Origin of the sequence: Holdemania filiformis DSM 12042 (assembly GCF_000157995.1) — a bacterium.
GTDB classification, from domain to species: Bacteria; Bacillota_I; Bacilli_A; order Erysipelotrichales; family Erysipelotrichaceae; genus Holdemania; species Holdemania filiformis.
Genome location: NZ_GG657562.1, coordinates 93,290 through 112,731, shown reverse-complemented (window position 1 = coordinate 112,731; position 19,442 = coordinate 93,290). Strand labels below are relative to the sequence as shown.

The 19,442-nt window shown below is 44.4% G+C and carries 16 protein-coding genes, 1 tRNA gene and 2 CRISPR repeat arrays; of the genes, 11 read left to right on the top strand and 6 right to left on the bottom strand.

Going from position 1 to position 19,442, the window contains the following annotated elements:
• Positions 1 to 18: 18 nt before the first annotated feature.
• On the bottom strand, positions 19 to 561 hold the full coding sequence (gene yfcE, locus HOLDEFILI_RS16410; protein ID WP_006061007.1) for a phosphodiesterase: 543 nt from the start codon (positions 559 to 561) through the stop codon (positions 19 to 21).
• Positions 562 to 697: 136 nt separating this feature from the next.
• Between yfcE and HOLDEFILI_RS16405 the strand changes: the two genes are divergently transcribed.
• On the top strand, positions 698 to 1,402 hold the full coding sequence (locus HOLDEFILI_RS16405; RefSeq protein WP_006061006.1) for a GntR family transcriptional regulator: 705 nt from the start codon (positions 698 to 700) through the stop codon (positions 1,400 to 1,402).
• Between the two features lie 286 nt (positions 1,403 to 1,688).
• Entirely contained in the window at positions 1,689 to 2,207 is a 519-nt protein-coding gene (locus HOLDEFILI_RS16400; protein ID WP_050767012.1) for a metal-dependent transcriptional regulator, read from the top strand.
• 237 nt (positions 2,208 to 2,444) lie between these two features.
• Here HOLDEFILI_RS16400 and HOLDEFILI_RS16395 read toward each other — a convergent pair whose 3' ends face one another.
• Positions 2,445 to 3,296: a delta-lactam-biosynthetic de-N-acetylase gene (locus tag HOLDEFILI_RS16395; RefSeq protein WP_006061003.1), complete on the bottom strand. Its 852-nt coding sequence runs from the start codon at positions 3,294 to 3,296 to the stop codon at positions 2,445 to 2,447.
• 274 nt (positions 3,297 to 3,570) lie between these two features.
• Between HOLDEFILI_RS16395 and HOLDEFILI_RS16390 the strand changes: the two genes are divergently transcribed.
• The 6 genes from HOLDEFILI_RS16390 (at position 3,571) to tnpA (ending at position 7,660) form a co-directional block, all read left to right on the top strand.
• Positions 3,571 to 4,212, top strand: a complete 642-nt coding sequence (locus HOLDEFILI_RS16390; protein WP_039865335.1) for an ECF transporter S component — start codon at positions 3,571 to 3,573, stop codon at positions 4,210 to 4,212.
• A 91-nt stretch (positions 4,213 to 4,303) separates the two neighbouring features.
• Positions 4,304 to 5,506, top strand: coding sequence for a bifunctional phosphopantothenoylcysteine decarboxylase/phosphopantothenate--cysteine ligase CoaBC (gene coaBC / locus HOLDEFILI_RS16385; RefSeq protein WP_039865334.1), 1,203 nt, complete (start codon positions 4,304 to 4,306; stop codon positions 5,504 to 5,506).
• A gap of 3 nt (positions 5,507 to 5,509) precedes the next feature.
• A complete protein-coding gene (locus tag HOLDEFILI_RS16380; RefSeq protein WP_006061000.1) occupies positions 5,510 to 6,292 on the top strand; it encodes a type III pantothenate kinase in 783 nt (260 codons plus the stop codon).
• Entirely contained in the window at positions 6,289 to 6,852 is a 564-nt protein-coding gene (locus HOLDEFILI_RS16375; protein WP_006060999.1) for a Maf family protein, read from the top strand. The genes HOLDEFILI_RS16380 and HOLDEFILI_RS16375 overlap by 4 nt, the downstream gene beginning before the upstream one ends.
• Positions 6,853 to 6,902: 50 nt before the next feature.
• A tRNA-Thr gene (locus HOLDEFILI_RS16370) sits at positions 6,903 to 6,976 on the top strand.
• 219 nt (positions 6,977 to 7,195) lie between these two features.
• Complete coding sequence (gene tnpA, locus HOLDEFILI_RS16365; RefSeq protein ID WP_006060998.1) at positions 7,196 to 7,660, top strand: IS200/IS605 family transposase; 465 nt, start codon at positions 7,196 to 7,198, stop codon at positions 7,658 to 7,660.
• A 569-nt stretch (positions 7,661 to 8,229) separates the two neighbouring features.
• Positions 8,230 to 9,135: a CRISPR direct-repeat array (repeat unit 33 nt; unit sequence ATTTCAATCCACGCACCGCGTGAGCAATGCGAC).
• A 148-nt stretch (positions 9,136 to 9,283) separates the two neighbouring features.
• Here tnpA and HOLDEFILI_RS16360 read toward each other — a convergent pair.
• From HOLDEFILI_RS16360 to HOLDEFILI_RS16350, 4 genes are all read right to left on the bottom strand, one after another.
• Positions 9,284 to 10,111, bottom strand: coding sequence for a SagB/ThcOx family dehydrogenase (locus tag HOLDEFILI_RS16360; protein ID WP_244264345.1), 828 nt, complete (start codon positions 10,109 to 10,111; stop codon positions 9,284 to 9,286).
• A 93-nt stretch (positions 10,112 to 10,204) separates the two neighbouring features.
• Positions 10,205 to 11,758 (bottom strand): FAD-binding protein, encoded by a 1,554-nt coding sequence (locus HOLDEFILI_RS16355; protein WP_006060995.1) that lies wholly within the window; start codon positions 11,756 to 11,758, stop codon positions 10,205 to 10,207.
• Entirely contained in the window at positions 11,707 to 13,131 is a 1,425-nt protein-coding gene (locus tag HOLDEFILI_RS18610; protein WP_167317159.1) for a sensor histidine kinase, read from the bottom strand. Before HOLDEFILI_RS18610 ends, HOLDEFILI_RS16355 begins: the two co-directional genes overlap by 52 nt.
• A gap of 28 nt (positions 13,132 to 13,159) precedes the next feature.
• Entirely contained in the window at positions 13,160 to 13,867 is a 708-nt protein-coding gene (locus tag HOLDEFILI_RS16350) for a LytR/AlgR family response regulator transcription factor (RefSeq protein WP_006060992.1), read from the bottom strand.
• 214 nt (positions 13,868 to 14,081) lie between these two features.
• On the opposite strand from HOLDEFILI_RS16350, the gene HOLDEFILI_RS16345 reads away from it, so the two are divergent.
• From HOLDEFILI_RS16345 to cas5c, 3 genes are all read left to right on the top strand, one after another.
• Positions 14,082 to 15,164, top strand: coding sequence for a hypothetical protein (locus HOLDEFILI_RS16345; protein ID WP_006060991.1), 1,083 nt, complete (start codon positions 14,082 to 14,084; stop codon positions 15,162 to 15,164).
• A gap of 245 nt (positions 15,165 to 15,409) precedes the next feature.
• Positions 15,410 to 15,982: direct repeats of the CRISPR family, unit length 33 nt; unit sequence GTCGCATCGCTCACGCGGTGCGTGGATTGAAAT.
• A 261-nt stretch (positions 15,983 to 16,243) separates the two neighbouring features.
• Positions 16,244 to 18,772 (top strand): CRISPR-associated helicase/endonuclease Cas3, encoded by a 2,529-nt coding sequence (locus tag HOLDEFILI_RS16340; RefSeq protein WP_006060988.1) that lies wholly within the window; start codon positions 16,244 to 16,246, stop codon positions 18,770 to 18,772.
• A gap of 13 nt (positions 18,773 to 18,785) precedes the next feature.
• On the top strand, positions 18,786 to 19,442 hold a 657-nt coding region (cas5c, locus tag HOLDEFILI_RS19945), incomplete at its 3' end, for a type I-C CRISPR-associated protein Cas5c (RefSeq protein WP_006060987.1).

The following is a 19,442-nucleotide window of genomic DNA, read 5'->3' as shown; positions in this document are numbered from 1 at the left end:
CTAGATTTTCATTGGCATTTAGAAGGTAAGCGATTGATAGACCTCGTGATCGATGGTCATGATTGTAAACCCGTGTTCATCAAGCAGTGCATAGGTGTGGGGTGAATTTTCTTTTGGCAGCGTAATTGAGCCGGGATTGAGCAGCGTGATTCCGTTTTCCTGCCGGATGACAGGAATATGAATATGGCCGAACAAATAGATATCGCCGGGGAAGCTGTGCGGCGGCGGGTCGAGCGGGAACAGATGACCATGCGTCGCCGTAATCCGGCGTCCGCCCAGGAAAAGGGTTGCGCAGTCGCGCAGAATATCAAAATTCAGCAGCATTTGGTCTACTTCAGCGTCGCAGTTGCCGCGGACGGCAATGATTTTATCGGCCAGCGGATTGAGCAGCGCAACGACTTCCTGGGGATTGTAGCCCTGCGGCAGCGGATTGCGCGGCCCGTGATAGAGAATATCGCCCAGCAGCAGGATTTGATCCGGCTTGTGCAGGGTATAGGCTTCAAGTGCTTTTTTTGTGTAATCGGCAGAGCCGTGGATATCAGAAACGACTAAAAATTTCATAGCTTGTCCTCCTTATCGCAAGCATTATATCATGCTTGGGGGCGGCTGTGAGACTTTCGCCTGAAATGGCGCGGAAAATTGAACCTTGAATCCCTTCCGGACACCTTGTATACTAACTGTATGAGGGGGACTCAGGATGGATAAATTGGAGATCTACAATCAGTTAAAGGAAGAAATTATCGATCTGAAAATTGAACCGGGGGCCTTGATCAGTGAAAATGAAATATCCCGTCGGTTTGAGGTGTCCCGAACGCCGGTTCGCGACGTGTTTCTGCGGTTGTGCAACGATGGCTTGCTGGAAGTCTTACCGCAGCGGGGAACAAAGGTGTCGCTGATTGATATGGAGTTAGTCATGGCCACGATCAATATGCGGACAATCGTGGAAATTCAAATCCTGAAAGATGGTATCGAGCGGCGGACCCCAGTCCAGCTGCAGCAGCTGAAAATGGATCTGGAACGGCAGCGTCAGGCAATCGCGCAGAAGCGGACGCCGGATGAATTCTACGCGCTGGACAGTGAATTTCATGAGCATATCTTCGCGATTGCCGGTCAGCGGGCAATGTGGCAAATTATCAATCAAATGAAAGTCCATTATTCGCGCTTCCGGATGCTGGACGTCAAAGCCAATTTCTCAATGAACGAACTGCTTCATGAACATGAGGAAATTGTGGAAATTGTGGAAAAGCGTCAGCGGGAGCGCTGCGGCGAGGTGATGCGGTATCATTTGGAAGGCGGCGTGCGGCGTCTGCATGATCGGATTCAAGGGGAATTCAGCCGGTATTTTCTGTTGCCGCCAGATGAAACTGAAACGCAGCTTCCGGAAAGCGGCCAGCGTTATTAAATGAAGGAAAGCTGGAAAAACAAGCGCAAAAGGATTAAGTCGAATACAGGAAATCAGGCGGGCAGCACTATCTGGGGTTTGATTGTTACCTTTCTGTTCGTGAATGCGTCAGATCCGGGTAAGCTTGTTTAGAAGTGAAGACTGGGGTTTTGGAACTCCGGTTTTTTTCTTGTTCTTTTCCCTGAATTCCAGGCAAGCAAGCATCTCTTTCAGTGACAGCCCGGACTGCCTGCTGATCCTGGCATAGAATGGGGTGGAAGCCGTATGTGGAAAAGAGGCGAAGCTGATGGTGGAAAACAAGGGATTCCGACCGTTTCGGGAAGCAGCGCGGAATGAAGCGGATCAGCTGACGGCAGCGATGGAAGACTATTTGGAAATGATATACCGGCTGCAGCAGGAAAATCAAACGCTCCGGGTGTCCGCCTTGGCCGGCGCACTTCAGGTCGGGCGCAGCTCGGTCAGTAAAATGCTGCGAAAATTGGCAGCTGAAGGTTTTTTGATAGTGGAAAACTATGGAAATGTACAGTTGACAGAGAAAGGCCGGAAACAGGGGAAAGCCTTGCTGGAGCGGCATCAGCGGGTAGCCCGGTTTTTGCAGCTGGCTGGAATTCAAGCGGAACAGCTGCTGGAAGAAACAGAAAAACTGGAACATATGAGTTCCCCGGAAACGCTTCGATGTCTGGATTTACTCGTCGATTTTTTCGATCAGGATGCAGCGGCAGAAGCGCGGTTGGAACATTTGCGATCGAAAGCGCATCACCAGCGGGAATACACTTCCCAGACGAATGAAAATGAAGATCAATGAAGCGATGAATTTGCCGGGGTGATAAACAAGAGAGAAAGCTTTATAAGTGTGCCGAATCCGTAAAGCAAACTGCTAATTTTGCAGCCTTATCGAAACTTTTATCGTAAGAGGCCGCAAAGCGAAAACATCAATCGAAAAGAAAAAGGCAAATCCTTTAACAGCTCAGTCTCTGTAGTAATATCGGATTTGTCTTTTATTGTTATTTTAAGAAAGAGGATGTGTTGTATTTCGTAAGTCTTATTTTAAATCATAGCGGGCTACTTCATAATTCAGCTTCCGCAGGCCTTCGATCAACTCGGGGAGGATCTGCATGTTGGTATCCGAGACCGCGTGCAGAAGATAAATGGCGCCGGGATGCGCGTTATCCAGGTTTTTCTTCAGCGCGGCTGTCGGATCGGGCTGATCGGCGACATTGTAATCATAGTAAGCATAGGACCACAGCACGGTCTGATAGCCTAATAAGTTACATAAGGCCAGCGATTGCTCGTTGAATTCTCCCTTCGGCGGCCGGACCAGCGTCATCTTGTATTGAAATTGATCTAATAACAGCGCGTCCAGCTGCATGATTTCATCATAAACCTTCTCAATGCTGATGGTCGGGAAGGAGTGATGATGATAGCTGTGATTACCGATCACATGACCTTCATCAATCATCCGCTGAACCAAATCCGGATTTTCCAATACATATTGCGATGTGACGAAGAAGACGGCACTGACGTTTTTCTCTTTCAGCGTATCCAGAATCTTCGGCGTATTTCCGTTTTCGTAGCCATTGTCGAAGGTCAGATAAACCTTCTGATCCGGCCGGCCGACAAAGACAGCATCATAAGCTTTATACTTTTGATTTGCGAGTACAGCGTCTGCGGGCTGGCCGTTTTCATCTTTGTCTTTGCCCAAGCCCCACGCCTGCATCCGGGCGTCCAGCGTACTGAATTGCGAAAAGTCGATATCGGTTTCCGGAATATTGATTTCCGGAACATCATCGGTTATGGATCCAACCTTTGCCGTTGGATCGTCATTCCCGGGCTGGCTCTGGCATCCGCTTAACAAAAGCAGACTGATTAAAATGACATAGGGTATTCTTTTCATCCGTTCACCTTCATTTCCTGTACCGTTAGTATGGCGGCTGTTCAACAAAACCAAAGCTGTCTATTTTTGGTAGAATTTTGCCGTCTTCCGGTTGTGAAACGGTTGAATTGAAGGGGATCTTGAGTATAATAAATATGAATTCCCACAATCCGGATTTTCACATCGCAAGGAGATCGTAACGGACTTCTATCTGATGGACGCAATTCCGGCAGGGATTCTTGAATTTCAGTACGTTGCATCCCGTGTAGGGAGCGACAGGAGGAAAACAGAAAATATGAATTCGAAACAGAAGACGAAGAACATGGTGCTGCTGGCGTTATTCGGCTGCATCGAAATTGTGCTGATGCTGACGCCGTTAGGTTACATTCCGATCGGTCCGGTGCGGGCGACAACGCTCCATATTCCGGTTATTCTGGCAGGCGTTCTGATGGGGCCGGGCGCCGGGAGCGCAATCGGTTTGATCTTCGGGATCAGCAGCGTGATTATCAACACCCTGACGCCAACGGTGACCTCGTTTGTCTTTTCCCCGTTTTATTCGGTTGGCGAATTTCACGGCGGATTGGCGAGTTTGATCATTGCGATCGGACCGCGGGTTTTGTTAGGCTGGCTGGCCGGCGTGTTGTTTACTTTGCTGATGAAAACGACGAAGAAGATCAATGTCAGTCTAATCCTGGCAGCGCTGATCAGTACGTTGACGCATACGGCTCTGGTCATGCTGGGAATTTATGTTTTCTTCGGCTCAGCGTATGCCGCGGTAAAAGGGGTTGCGTTGTCAGGCTTGGCAGCCTTGTTGCTGGGGGTAGTCATGACGAACGGTCTTTTGGAAATGGCGATCGGCGCTGTGATTGTTCTCGCGGTCGGCCGGGTCCTTCTGCCGCTAACGAAAGGAAAGATCAAAAAAGCCGCCGGAGAATAATTGTAAAAACTACAGATATAGCTCTTGCGATGCGTAAGCCGGAGTGAGTGAGAATATAGAAAAGACCGTTTTTGACGGCAGGGAGGAACCGATGAAAAAAACTGTGATTTTAGGGGTCACCGGCGGGATTGCCGCATACAAAGCGGCGCAGCTGACGAGTGATCTGAAAAAGATGGATCTGGATGTTCATGTGATCATGACCCGCAACGCGACAGAATTCGTCAGTCCGCTGACTTTTGAAACGCTGAGCGGTCATCGGGTCAGTGTGGATACATTTGACCGGAATTTCGAATATCATGTTCAGCATGTTTCCTTGGCAAAACAGGCGGATGTGTTTGTGATCGCCCCGGCGACGGCGAATGTGATCGCCAAGCTGGCTCATGGTTTGGCGGACGATATGCTGACGACGACTTTTCTGGCCTGCAGCTGCACGAAAATTATCTGCCCGGCGATGAATACCGGGATGCTGGAAAATCCGGCGACGCAGGAAAACCTGCGGTTATTGAAGGCTCACGGAATGCGGATCGTAGAAGCGGACAGCGGTTTGCTGGCGTGCGGCGATGTCGGCAAAGGGCGGCTGGCGCCATTGGCCGTGATTGAGGATGAGATTGAGCAGGCTCTGATCAAGGAAAAGCCGCTGGCAGGATTGAAGGTTCTGGTCACTGCCGGTCCAACCCGGGAGGCTTTGGATCCGGTCCGGTATCTGACGAATCATTCCAGTGGAAAAATGGGATATGCGATTGCCAAAGCTGCGCGAAACTGGGGCGCGAAGGTTACGTTAGTTCATGGCCCGACGGCTTTGCCTGCTTTGCGCGGGGTGGAGGACCAGCCGGTGACTTCCGCTCAGTCAATGGCTGAAGCGGTGTTCAGCCGGGCTTCTGAATCAGATCTGATTATCAAGGCCGCGGCCGTGGCGGATTATACTCCGGTGGAAACAGCTTCTGAAAAAATAAAAAAGACAGATGGGGAATTCCAGCTGACTTTAAAACGGACCCAGGATATCCTGAAAGCCGTAGGCGAGAGAAAGCGGGATGATCAGGTGTTGTGCGGATTCGCAATGGAAACCGAGCAACTGTTGGCGCGGGCGCGTACAAAATTGGCATCCAAGCATGCCGATCTGATCGTCGCGAACGATTTACGGGAAAGTGGAGCTGGCTTTGGAATCGATACAAACCGGGTCACAGTGATCACGGCCTCGGGTGAAGAAACGCTGCCGCTCATGCGCAAGGAAGATCTGGCCTATGAGCTGCTGGAGCGTTGTCTGGCAATTTTGAAAGAGAAAAGGGAGAAATAGCCTATGTTGATGACTTTGGATGTTGGAAATACCAACATTACAGTCGGCGTGTTTGATCATGACGATTTAAAAGCGACATTTCGGATGACGACGAAAACGCCGCGGACTTCGGATGAATTGGGAATGGTATTGTGGACGATGTTGTCGACCCGGTTGATTGACAGTTCTCTGATTCACGACGTCGTGATTTCCAGCGTCGTTCCGAAAATCATGCATTCCTTGGAAAATGCGGTGATTAAATATTTCCATTGTACGCCGCTGATTATCGGCCCGGGAGTGAAGACGGGAATCTCTGTGAATTCTGAAAATCCGAAAGAGGTGGGGGCCGACAGGATTGTGAACGTTGCGGCTGCTTATCATTTATATCATCAGGCGTGTTTGGTCATTGATTTCGGAACGGCCACGACTTATGATTACATTTCTGCCAAAGGGGTGTTTGAATATACTGTGATTTCACCTGGAATTGAGATCGCTGCGCAGGCTTTGTGGTCGATGACGGCAAAATTGCCGGAAATTGAGATCATCAAGCCGGAACGTGTGTTGTCAAAGAATACGGTTTCCGGAATGCAGTCGGGGTTGGTCTATGGTTATATTGGTCAGGTGGAATATCTTGTGCGTCGGATTAAAGAAGAGCTGAATCAGCCGCTGCTGAAAGTAATTGCTACGGGAGGATTAGGCCGCATTTTGGTAAACGAAACGGATTGCATTGATGAATATGATCCGGATTTGGCGTTTAAGGGAATGAAGATTATTTATGATAAAAATCAGAAAGGAAATCGCGAATGAAGCGTGAATTAATCCTTGCGAGCCAGTCACCGCGCCGGCGTGAGCTTTTGGAACGCTGCCATGTTCCGTTTCGCATCGAGGTCGCGGATATTGATGAAGCTTTGAATCCGGATATTCCGCTGGAAGCGGCGATGGAGGAGTTGGCGTGGCGGAAAGCGCACACTGTGTTTGAAAGGCATCCGGAAGCGGTAGTGATCGGTGCGGATACGATCGTGGTGTTGGAGAGGCAGATTTTAGGGAAACCTAAAGATGTGGAAGAAGCGAAAGCGATGCTTTCTCGGCTATCGGGGAAAACGCACCAGGTCATGACCGGCGTATGTCTGTTTTCCGCTGATCAGAGGATTTGCTTCTGTGATGTGAGTGATGTGGAATTTTATCCTTTAACAGCGGAGGAGATTGACGCTTATGTAGCAACGGGCGAGCCGTTGGATAAAGCGGGAGCGTATGGAATCCAGGGTGAGGGATTTTTTCTGGCGAAGAAAATTACTGGTGATTTTTATTCGATTATGGGATTCCCGGTTGCGCGCGTCCTGCGGGCTTTGAAAAAGTTTGATTTCTAAAAAAAGACTGTTGCATTTTTTATAAGTAACTGATATTATATTAAATGCCTGCCGATATAGTTCAATGGTAAAACGGAGCAATGGTAATGCTCAGTTCCCAGTTCAATTCTGGGTATCGGCACCAGTTAACAATTAAGCCCTTAATTAAGGGCTTTTTTTGATGATACGGAGAAATCCACAGAAGGTGGATTTCGGGAAGACTTAAGTCGGTTGAGCAGGCGAAGCCAGCGAAACAAAAAACCACCCGCTATGCGGGTGGGCAAAAAAAGTTATACAGTGGAATCACCTTTCCGAATAAAATAGAGTTGTTCAAGCTACTATTAAGAAAGGAAAGGTGATTCAAATGGCTAAAAAATACAATTCATTAGCCCACACAGCATGGATGTGTAAATACCACATTGTGTTCATCCCTAAGTATAGAAGAAAAGTGATCTATAATCAATATCGAAAAGATTTGATCGATATCATCAAAGCACTGTGTAAATACAAAGGGGTAGAAATCATAGAGGGGCATATGATGCCGGATCATGTGCATTTGCTGTTAGCTATTCCGCCAAAATACAGTGTATCCTCATTCATGGGGTATTTGAAAGGGAAATCAGCGCTGATGATGTTTGATCAGCATGCAAATTTGAAATACAAGTTTGGGAATCGACACTTTTGGGCAGAAGGATACTATGTAAGTACAGTGGGGTTGAATGAAGCGACAATCGCAAAATACATAAGAGAACAAGAAGAAAGAGATAAAGTGTTGGATAAATTGAGTGTAAAGGAATACGAAGACCCTTTTAAGGGTCAGGGCAAGTAATCCGAACGCTCCTTTAGGGGCAGCAAAAGAGACAAAATGCAATAGGGGCTTGAACAAAGTGAAAGCCAGCGCCTTGAGGCGCAGGCCAGGAACAGAGCCTTATAGGCTCAAAGCAAACCACCCGTTTTACGGGTGGTTTTGATACCTTCGTTTTCAAAATGTACGAAAAGTGTACGATTTTTTTTATTTTCTTGATTTTGGTCAATGTTTTGAGTTTTTACGAACAACGGGATGAATAGAGGTAATCGTGTTGGTTTCGTGGTCGTTAGAGTTTTAATTTTTTAAGTTTACCTAGTTGAACTCATTTGCTCAAGGTATTGTTTTATTTTTTTGTAAAGCAGATCCGCGGAGCAACTTAATGATAACCGATACAATGTTTGATAAGAGTTTTCTAATAAAACTTTTCTGTGTTGGAGTGAATCTCACTTATTCTTAAGCGAGATTTTTTTCGGCCTAGTTAATTCGCATAAATTGAAGAAGTTTTAATTCATACGCAGCCTGTATTAAGAGAGGGGGATCATTTGTGTGATTCGACGTACATATCTCCGTTGGGTTGTTAACGTGCAGATATTTCAATCCACGCACCGCGTGAGCGATGCGACCGGACTTCTCGCCACCCTCAGCGCTAATGATCCGCTATTTCAATCCACGCACCGCGTGAGCAATGCGACGGAACAGGATTGTACAGAGACATAAACAGAGTGATCATTTCAATCCACGCACCGCGTGAGCAATGCGACTTCATGATAATTAGTTCTCCTTTTCATCCATTTGCATTTCAATCCACGCACCGCGTGAGCAATGCGACGTCTGCGCCTATCCGTCTAAGATTGTATGTGATGATTTCAATCCACGCACCGCGTGAGCAATGCGACTCTTCAGGTTCATTGATTGCACGAGAGTTTAAAATTTCAATCCACGCACCGCGTGAGCAATGCGACCAAAGCCCGGGCAAGTGCAGATTGATCTGCAGGAATTTCAATCCACGCACCGCGTGAGCAATGCGACGGACATCATGCGCCGATTGCAGAGCAAAGACGCATTTCAATCCACGCACCGCGTGAGCAATGCGACTTGCTTTGTGGATGACTATCAGTTTGAGCGGCTATGATTTCAATCCACGCACCGCGTGAGCAATGCGACAGACACGTTGAGGGTTTCCACCATCAAGGGTCAATTTCAATCCACGCACCGCGTGAGCAATGCGACGTAGTGGCTATCGCGGTCGGCGCCATCGTTAAAATTTCAATCCACGCACCGCGTGAGCAATGCGACTGTTAATCTTGATTTAGATAGCAAGGTGGCGAAAATTTCAATCCACGCACCGCGTGAGCAATGCGACGGTACTATGTATGCGGTTTGCCTACTGCACGAAGATTTCAATCCACGCACCGCGTGAGCAATGCGACGCATGTATAGTCGCAACGATAAAAACAATCTAGATTTCAATCCACGCACCGCGTGAGCAATGCGACCGCAAATAAGAAACTTAATGACTTCTATTTGTTTCCTATTTCAATTCTATGATAAACAATCTTGGGTACACTTGCAATATTTTCTTTAATTTTCACATTTTCCCGGTGCGAACCTCCCAGAATTTTTATGTTCACTTCACGTTCGCACTTAAAGACCTTCTTCTTCCACAAATCGATAGAAACCACTTTCTTTCTCAATATCCGCAGAACTAATCGTTCCTACGGGTGCAGTATAAATAATAAATTCCTCATCTTTATCCAATCCAAAAATGTCACTGCAAACTTTATCATCAAACGCCGCAATCCCGCAAACCCCTAAATTTAGCGCAGCGCAGCCCAGATATAAATTCTGTCCAACATGTCCCACGTCGATCAATGCCACTCGATGCGCCCGAATCCCATATCGCCACTCGCAACGATAGGCTACCAGCGACCAATAGAAAACAACACTCGCTTTGCTCGCCCAGCGCTGTCCGCACAGTGAATCCGAAATCATCTGCTCTTCATCATCTATTCTATGTAAAAATTCAAGCGTATGCTCCATTGGTAAATAATGATAAACTCCACAATCCAATCCCTCGCACATCCGCACAATCAAATACGTTTCAAATCCATGACGAGCACCACCGGATGGCACAGTTCGCAATGTTGCGTATCGCTTTCCACGAATCTCTTTCACCCCTTGACTTGCCCATAATAAATACGATAACTGAAGTAAACTAATCGGCTGCTGGGTAAAAACACGAGAACTATGCCGTCTTGATAAAATCTCAGTAAAATCCCCATCAATATCCAAATCTTCAAAATTCCGCGGCAGCATTATTCTCTGTTCGCTCATCGCAACCTTCACGAGCGGTGGCTGCGGTTTCTTTAGCTGCTGATCAGACACAAAATCATCCTGATCCGCTAGACTCTGACAATGCAAAAACTGCCGGCCTTCCCGAATAAGTGTCTGTATACGCTTTTCATCCATCATTTTAAGACCCTCCCTTTTCTTTATTATAGCAGCCCGCAAGAAAACAAAAAGAAAAACTCCATCCCAACAAAGCCAGGATGGAGAAAATCATATCTATTTTTTTCCACAGGTATGCCCTACCAGCCAACCATGGGTCATTGCCATACCGACTGAGTTGCCTGCCATCGGCGTGCTGTAACCTAAGCCATAACGGCCACCTAAACAATTACCCGCCGCATACAGGTTACCGATCTTTTCCCATTGTGTATTCAGCACGTTTTGTTCCGCATCCGTAACCAGTCCCGACAACGTAACCATTGACGGGTTGCCGCCATGACCTAAATTTCCAGTTCCGCCATAGAACGGCGCTTTTTCAATCGGGATCATGAATTCTTTATCTTTGCCGTAATCTGTATCTCCCTCGGTTGAATGGCATAACTCATTATAATGCGTAACACTGTCAAGAAAATTCTGTTTTGCTTCCCCCTCATAACCTAACAAGTCTGCCAATTCTTCCAGCGTATTGGCAGCAAAAACCGTACCCTTCATCATTTTCCGTTCTGCCAGATTTGCCCCGGTGACTGTCGAGCCTTCCGGATTGCCGATCTCAACCGTATCCATATCGGCTTTCAATACATCGTAAAAATCATCCATGCCAAAGTTAGGCGCTCCGTGATCCAGCGGCGCCTTCGCTACAGTTTCGCTCCAGTTCGCATCCGTGACATAGCAAGCTAAGCCTGCCGGCTGACGTTTAGATACGGAACCCAGCTGACTGATTGCGCCTTCGTTGCAGAAACGTTTGCCTTCAACATTCAGCATTAACATCGGGCAGGTTCCCCAAGGACCACTTACGCCGCCGCCCAGCGCCATCCATCCGCGCGGGGAAGCTTCAATCATACCGCCGGCCCAACAGCCCATTTTATGACCGATCCCGGCACGAATCGTCGTGCTCGCCCAATCTTCAGCCGTTTTTCCATCACGTTCTGCCCATTCCATGCCTTCATTCAGCAAAGCCCAGCACATTTTCGGATCGCCGATGAAGTCACCTGCGCATAAAATAACACCTTTGTCCGCTGTGAATTTAACGTACTCACCTTCAGCATTTTTTGCAATTAACCCAGTGACTGTCCCGTCATCTGCCTGGACTAAGACAATACCAGTATGCTCGAAGAACCACTCCGCTCCATGTTCCTGGGTATATTTAACAATGTATTTATGGACAAATTCAATATTATTTCCCTGATAGCCATAGAATTGCGCATTGCATGGCCATGTTTTATAACCGCCGCAATGGATTGGATAGGAAACCTTTGCCCCACTGTAAGCCGCCTGCGTGTTGCATAACGGATATTCAAACATATTGGACATGTCGAATTGCCCTTCATCCGGAACTTCGACCCCCGGAATCCGAACCATTGTGCCCTTCATGAAGACTTGGCTGTCATTCGCCTTTCGTTCTTCTTCGTATAAATTGTAAACTTCCTGATACCGGTCGAACATCGCTCCGGAATTCTGAACAAAACCACGGATGATATCCGGATTGCAGCGTCCGTTAGCACGCAGACAGAACTCAGAAGTGATTTCTCCGGTATTGTACGGGCCGAAACCTCGATTGATCAGAAACTGCGAATTGACATGGCCAATATCCTCGCCAAACCAGCCGCCCATATTCGCCCCGGTATTTTCCAGATCGACAAAGGCACCCCAGGCCTGTTGTTCAATAACCGCGACACTCGCGCCTTCATCAAAGTTTCAGGTAAGGGTAAAAGAAGCGTCAGGATAAAATGATTTTCGATCACCTCTGTACTCATTGTTCCATGATATTTTTCAACAGTATAACGAATACTACGCAAACCATAGCCATGTCCGGCATCGTGTTTGGTAGATTGCAGCTGATTCTTATGCCAGATCAACATTTCGCTTTGACAAGGGTTATTAAAGCAAATAACACACCAGACTTGGCGGCGGCAAACTTTGACGTTTATTTCCCGCTGATCAGCCGGTAATTCGCAGACATGTTCAATTGCATTGTCCAGCGCGTTGGCAAAAATCGTCGTTAAATCGGCAGGTGATAAAAGATCCAGCAACTCTGCCTGAATCATCGTCAAGAGCGGAATGTTATTTTTCATACACTGTTCATGCTTATCAGTTAAAATTACGTCCAAAGTTTCATTGCCTGTATCAACGAAATTTTCAAACCCCGCCATTTGCTCCTGCAGCGTATTCAAATATCGCCGACGTTTTTCATGATCTTCCAGCTGTTCCAATACCTGCAGATGATTTTTCATATCATGATATTTCTGATTCACGATCTCCATTGTCTGCTGTCGATTTTCTACCTGCCGGTATTGCAGCTTCAGTATCGTTTGCATGCGCTGCAAGTCTTCTTCCTTGCGCTGACTTTCCATCATCCACTGCACGCCGATGATCGTTAAAAATCCACAGACACTGGCAATACCTTCAATCGAAATCGCCTCCAATCCGCGCGCCCAGCTTTCCTTGCCTAGCGTTTCCGCAAACGTGCCAATATAGACCACCGGAACGACGCTCAAAGCCACCAATCCCATATAAATCGGATTTTGCCGGGTTAAATCATAACGAAAAACCATTTTTTTAACGGGTGTCAACAGCAGCAGGTAAATACCAAGCAAACTCAAGCTGGAAATTAAGCGCAGCCCCCATGCGGAACCTTCGACCAAAAAATTTGTCGATTGCGCGCTGATCATCAGATGACCGATCAAATGTCGGACAAACCGAGTCGCCAAAAACGGGACAACGACATAATAAAAACATTCCCGCCATTGGCAGCCACAATACAGCCGAACAAAAATTCTCAGCGTGAAATAGGTTTCCAAAACATACAGGATACTGTAAATATCACGGGTTTGCTGGGAAGTCATGCTGAGTATATTCCAACAGTAATAGATGACGATCAAAAGGAGTGGCCATCCCCAGCGACGCCAAAGGGAACAGGGGCGCAGAGGTGCCAGATAATACAGAATCCCCAACACTTCACAAAGTGTAAAAAGCAATAAAAACACAAGATCGAACAAAACTTCCGGGGTCATATCACAGTGACCTTCCCACATGTTTCGTCAGAGCGTCCATAAATTCTTTCCGGCGGTACTTGCTGACTAATAATTCGTCCTTTCCAACCCTAACCGTCGTTTTATAAGCCTGCTTCACATAATCCATATTGACTAAATAAGCGACATGACAGCGGAAAGAACGTTCATCCAGCAAAGCTTGCAAATTCTGAAGGGGTTCACTGCAGCACAGTACTTGGGTGTCCGTATGGATTTCAAGATGCCGGCTAACAAATTCGGCATAGCAAATTTCATCCATTTTCAGCCAAACCCATCCCTGAGTTGTTTTAATTGAAATTCGTTTTTCCTTCTGCTTTCTTTCAATGCGGCGTATGGCTTTCATCAGTTTTTCTTTAAACAGAACAGGGTTCACCGGCTTCAGATTAAAATCCATCGCTTGCACGGCATAGCCTTGTATTGCATATTGTGCAAGATTCGTGATAAAAATGATGATCAGATCCTCATCTTGCTTTCGGATCTTAGCAGCAGCCTGCATTCCATCCATTTTATCCATTTGGATATCCAATAACGCCAGATCAAAAGAATGCGGAGGTATGGAGGAAAAAGTTTCACCATCCTGAAAAACAGTAATTTGCAAATTTAACTTTTCATCATGCTGGATTTGATTCAGAATTTCTTCCATGCGTTGGATTTGCGGTAAATAGTCTTCTACCAGCGCCACTCTGATCATCGTCGTTCCCCCTTGTGTTCCCTTGTGAAATCTTTACGTTATTCGTATCATATCATAGTTTAAGAGACCAAACAATCCGGATCCAGAAAAGCAGATTCCCTTACAAAGACTACTTGGACATTTTTAGTGACTGATTGGAAATCGTGATCTTCTTTTTTCAGCGGCAATTCGTGATATAATGAACGAAAAGAAAATAGGAGAGGATTATTTATAGATGAATACAAATAAAACGATGGTCATGGCGATCAATTTTCCATTCTGTCTGCAGGAAGAAAATTTAGCGCATCCTTTTCAGATTCTTGGGGATTCACAAACTAAGCTGGATTATATGGAAGCGTTGAGCCGTGAGATTCATAGTGCTGCGGATGATTTTCAAGATGTTGCTTTTACTGCAGTGAAGTTTGCTGGATGTCCGACGATCATGAATGCGGATAAGTTAGGAATGTTATTGCATCAAATTCGACAGGAATACCGGCTAGCGGATTTCTGCGAAGTGAGCATTGAAACGTTGCCCAATACCGTATGTGTCCCTTTATTAAGTGGATTGAGTCAGGGACAGCCTGCTCGTTTCCAACTTAGAGTTCATTCGCTGCAGCCACGCGAATTGCTGACACTGAAAGTTCCGTTTACTCTGCCGGATGTTCAAAATGCGGTCTTATTTTTGGATGAATTCCGGGTTAATAATGTTTCTATGGTATTAGACCTGGGAATTCCTGGACAAACGTTTGTTTCTTTAAAGCGCACATTGCGTTCTTGTTTGGAAATGGAGCCGGATCATCTAGTGCTTCGGCCGTATCTAGGGCCCAAAGGACAGGCAGATCAAAAATTACAGCGACGTATGTTACTAGCCACAGATGAGTATTTAAAAGAGCAGGGGTGGATTGCCTATGCACCTGGGCTTTATTGTAAAAAGGAGTGCCGGGATCAATTCTTAAGTCAACTATGGTTACAAGGTGAGGTTGTCGGCTTTGGTTTAGATGCTTATTCCTGCTTTGATGGTTATCAGTACAGGAACACACGAAATTTGGAAACTTATATAAAGGAAGCTGAAAATTGTCAGCAGTTAATTGAAAATCCTCAGTCTTTATCATCGGAAGAAATGGCAATACGAAAACTTCGCGGTCAGTTATTATTGGATCAGCAAGCTGCCGCTGAAGGATATACAGAGAATATACAAAGTGAAATTGATTCTTTTATACATCAGGAATGTCTTATCAATCGTGAAGGAAAACTATCTTTGACCGCTGAAGGATTGGGAGCTTTCTGGTTTAGCTTATTGAACGATGCTTATTATTAGAAACAGATAAAGGTCAGAAATGTTTCCTATAACATGTTCCTGACCTTTCTTTAAATTAGTAATAATTATTTACTTAGGAAAAATAAAGGATAATCTGGTGCGAACCTGAAGTGAACATAAAACCCTAGGGAGGTTCGCACCGGAAATTTGTGAAATTTATTTAAATAGTTGCAAGCAGCCAAGTGATTCGTTATTATAAGTATAGAATAAGTAACAAGTAAAACTTGTACAGTTTCTTATTTGCAGTCGCATCGCTCACGCGGTGCGTGGATTGAAATCCGATATCCCCGATTTGTCTAAAGCTTATCTTTAGTCGCATCGCTCACGCGGTGCGTGGATTGAAATTAATGATTGTATAAATAGCCTCTCCGCTTTCTGCGTCGCATCGCTCACGCGGTGCGTGGATTGAAATAAAAATCTCGCATACATTGACCATTGGAGTAAATGCGTCGCATCGCTCACGCGGTGCGTGGATTGAAATGCATAATGGGACGTTTGTCTATCCATTATAATATGTCGCATCGCTCACGCGGTGCGTGGATTGAAATCACTCATTGATCACAGGATAGTAATGTCGTTTTACGTCGCATCGCTCACGCGGTGCGTGGATTGAAATGGTTAGAAGCAATAGATAAATTAAAAACGGATAAGTCGCATCGCTCACGCGGTGCGTGGATTGAAATAACGCTTTACACAGATGTGCGCATATCTGATCTTGTCGCATCGCTCACGCGGTGCGTGGATTGAAATTTCAAGTTTTGAGAAACGAGTTACAGGGCCTTTGTGTCGCATCGCTCACGCGGTGCGTGGATTGAAATTCACTTCCGGATTATCCGCAAGTCGGATATATCCAGGTCGCATCGCTCACGCGGTATTGATTGAAATAGGGGCTTTAATCTCTGCTTACTCATTAATAGTTTGAATTTGTACCTCAAGCAATGTATTAATTATTATGATAGCGTGCTGTTTTTTACTTGATTGGAAAAAGTTAGCCAGATGTAAGATTTATTTTGTGGTAGGAATAATTAGGAAATAAGATATAATATAACTATCAGAGGCTGTGTATAGGAGGTGTGTTTATGTTATTAGCACACTGGGATGGGAAAGAACATCGAGCACAATCCCTAAAAGATCATAGTGAAAATGTAGCAAGAATAATGGAAGAAAATTGTTTTTCGCTTGGCCTTACATCAACTGGACGATTAATAGGATTACTCCATGATGCAGGGAAAGCCAATCCTGTATTTCAGCAGTATATGCTTGAAAATCAAACAGAGAAGAAAGGGAAAATCAATCATTCGGCAGCAGGAGCTCAGATCCTAAGAAATCTATTTTTTGGTACGGAATTTTGGACAATGCCGAAAAAGCAGCAACAGTTCAGAATACTTCTATTTCAGCTATGTTCCATCGCGATATTAGGACATCATCGTGGATTGATGGATATATATGATCCAAATGGGAACTCTCCTTTTGAGCGGATGCTGAATGCTGAGGAAAACCAATTAGTTCATGATTCGTTTTTCAATGAATTAAATTGTAAAGAAGAGATAAATCAGTTTATTGAAAAAGCACAAAATGAAATAATTCAATTAAATACCCGAATCAATATACTTGTAAAAGGACATTCCTTTGAAATAAATGATGATAAACTCAAAAAGGCGAAGTTAGAAGAAGGGATGTTCACCTATGGACTGATCGAACGTTTTCTTTTCAGTAGTTTAATAGATAGTGATCGACTGGATACAGCTTGTTTTCTAGATAAGAAAAATATTCCGGTAGAAGAAAATAGGATAGAAATCTGGGCAGAACTTCAGGAGAGATTGAATAAAGAATTATTGGGTTTAGAAAAACTCAATCCATCACAAGCTTCTTCGACTTTAAATCAAATTCGCAAGCGAGTGAGCAAATCATGCTTAAACGCAGGAAATTGGCCCTCAGGAATATATCGATTACAATCAATAACTGGATCCGGAAAGACCCTGGCAAGTCTTCGTCTCGCTTTGCAACACGCTTGTAATTTTCCTGAAACAAAACATATTATTTATGTTATTCCTTTTCTGAGTATTTTGCTGCAGAATTCACAAACTATTAAAGAAACTCTCCATTTAGAAGAACATTCGGACTGGATTCTTGAACATTACTCTGACTTTGAGAATGAGTTAATAAATGCATCAACGGATGATAATTTGCAAAAACAGGAAGAACTTCAGGAATATGAATTACGAACAGAGCGCTGGGATTCTCCAATAATTATTACGTCTTTGGTTCACTTTATGGATACATTTTTTTCCGCAAGAAAAAAAGATGTACGCCGTCTTCATCAGTTAAGCAATTCCGTAATTATTTTTGATGAAATCCAATCTATACCGGACAACTGTATCGGAATGTTTAATAGTGCATTAAATATGCTTGAACACTTAACCGATGTGAAAGTTGTTTTATGCAGTGCTACGCCGCCGCTTTTGGAAAAAATAAAACATCCATTACAATGGTCGCAATACAAAGATATCGACACGAATTATTCAAAAGATATGAAAAAAATTCATCGTGTTTTTGTTACAGATAAGACTGATGTACAAAATTGTTTCTCAGTTGAAAGGATTGCTGAACTTGCTTATGAAAAGCAGCAAGAGCGATCTAATGCATTAACGATTATGAACACTGTATCTGGAGCTACTCGCGTATTTGAATGCTTAAAGAAGAAATTTGAGCAAATTCCAGAGAGGAATCGACCACTCTTAATTCTCTTGACAACAAATTTATGCCCCGATCACAAAAAGAGACGAATACAACAGATGATTAATGCTTTGAAAGAAAATATACCAGTCTTATGTGTTAGTACATCCTTGATTGAAGCCGGAGTGGATATCAGTTTTGATGTTGTTTTACGTGCCTGTTCAGGATTGGATTCATTAATCCAGGCTGCTGGAAGATGCAATCGACATGATCATAAAAAGCTAGGCGAACTCATTGTCTTTTATTCGTATGAAATTGATTTTATGCATGAATCAATAACTAAGAATACAACCGTTTCACAGCTGACAAGAAAACTGATTTGCTCTCATTGTTTATTAGATAAATTCAAGAAAGCTCCAGAAGATTTTGAAAATAATATATTATCGAATAAGGCTTTGGAAATGTATTATTCTCGATATTATGAAATGATTCAGGATCGAGTTGATTATCCTGTAACAAGCCAGGGTTTTACATTATATGATCTGAATTCTTTCTGTTCTTGTTGGTGTACTGAAATTTCAAAGGCAAAGAAATCAGACGTAAACTGGATGATGCATCAAGCTTTTGAAACGGCAGGAAGGTATTTTAAAGTGATTGAAGATTATTCAATTGGGGTTTTAGTCCCTTATGAAAAAGGGAGAGAACTGATTGAAGAATTGAATAGTGGAAATATTAAATTCCAGCCAGATAATTTGCGAAAATTAAAACGTCAAGCTCAAAATTATAGTGTTAATCTGAATGAATCCTATATTCGGAAACATAAACAGAATTTTAGTTATTTTGAAGCGGCTGATCTTTATTGCTTAAAAGAAGGCTGTTATGACGAAGAAAAAGGTGTGACTGATTTCGAAGCACAGTCATGGATTATTTGAAAGAGGTGAGAAAATGCTTTATGACAATAAGATTTGTTTCCGTGTCTGGGGAAATGAAGCGCTGTTTACAGATCCACTTACCAAGGTGGGAGGAGAAAAATTCAGTTATCCTGTCCCGACTTATCAAGCTCTGAAAGGAATCACTGAAAGTATTTATTGGAAACCTACATTAATTTGGGTTATCGATCGTTGCCGGGTGATGAAAATCATTCAGACGCAGTCAAAAGGGATTCGGCCAATTCGATATTATTCCAACCAGAACGATTTATCGCTGTACACTTACCTTCATGATGTTGAATATCAGGTTGAGGCTCATTTCATTTGGAATGCAAAAAGAGCGGATTTAGCTCAGGATCGCAATGAACATAAGCATTATGATATCGCTAAAAGAATGGTTGCTCGCGGCGGTCGTCGAGATATTTTCTTAGGCACGAGAGAGTGTCAAGGCTATGTTGAACCTTGTAATTTTGGAGAAGAAACTTCGCCTTATGATGAAGCGGGTGAGGTAGTTTTTGGTGTTATGTTTCATTCGTTTATCTATCCTTCTGAATCCCAAGATGAAAACTTAAAATCCTGTTTCTGGATGCCGATTATGAAGAAAGGTGTGATCGAGTTTATTTCACCGCAGTCATGTACAATGATCCGGGAATTAGGGAAAATGTCGGAAAAG

Bases quoted from the DNA above. Each gene is read 5' to 3' on its own strand.
- coaBC (WP_039865334.1), top strand. From the start codon at position 4,304: ATGAAAAAAACTGTGATTTTAGGGGTCACCGGCGGGATTGCCGCATAC.
- HOLDEFILI_RS16390 (WP_039865335.1), top strand. From the start codon at position 3,571: ATGAATTCGAAACAGAAGACGAAGAACATGGTGCTGCTGGCGTTATTC.
- HOLDEFILI_RS16355 (WP_006060995.1), bottom strand. From the start codon at position 11,758: ATGGGCGGCTGGTTTGGCGAGGATATTGGCCATGTCAATTCGCAGTTT.
- HOLDEFILI_RS16345 (WP_006060991.1), top strand. From the start codon at position 14,082: ATGAATACAAATAAAACGATGGTCATGGCGATCAATTTTCCATTCTGT.
- HOLDEFILI_RS16360 (WP_244264345.1), bottom strand. From the start codon at position 10,111: ATGATGGATGAAAAGCGTATACAGACACTTATTCGGGAAGGCCGGCAG.
- HOLDEFILI_RS16375 (WP_006060999.1), top strand. From the start codon at position 6,289: ATGAAGCGTGAATTAATCCTTGCGAGCCAGTCACCGCGCCGGCGTGAG.
- HOLDEFILI_RS16340 (WP_006060988.1), top strand. From the start codon at position 16,244: ATGTTATTAGCACACTGGGATGGGAAAGAACATCGAGCACAATCCCTA.
- HOLDEFILI_RS16400 (WP_050767012.1), top strand. From the start codon at position 1,689: ATGGTGGAAAACAAGGGATTCCGACCGTTTCGGGAAGCAGCGCGGAAT.
- tnpA (WP_006060998.1), top strand. From the start codon at position 7,196: ATGGCTAAAAAATACAATTCATTAGCCCACACAGCATGGATGTGTAAA.
- yfcE (WP_006061007.1), bottom strand. From the start codon at position 561: ATGAAATTTTTAGTCGTTTCTGATATCCACGGCTCTGCCGATTACACA.
- HOLDEFILI_RS16380 (WP_006061000.1), top strand. From the start codon at position 5,510: ATGTTGATGACTTTGGATGTTGGAAATACCAACATTACAGTCGGCGTG.
- HOLDEFILI_RS16350 (WP_006060992.1), bottom strand. From the start codon at position 13,867: ATGATCAGAGTGGCGCTGGTAGAAGACTATTTACCGCAAATCCAACGC.
- HOLDEFILI_RS16405 (WP_006061006.1), top strand. From the start codon at position 698: ATGGATAAATTGGAGATCTACAATCAGTTAAAGGAAGAAATTATCGAT.
- HOLDEFILI_RS16395 (WP_006061003.1), bottom strand. From the start codon at position 3,296: ATGAAAAGAATACCCTATGTCATTTTAATCAGTCTGCTTTTGTTAAGC.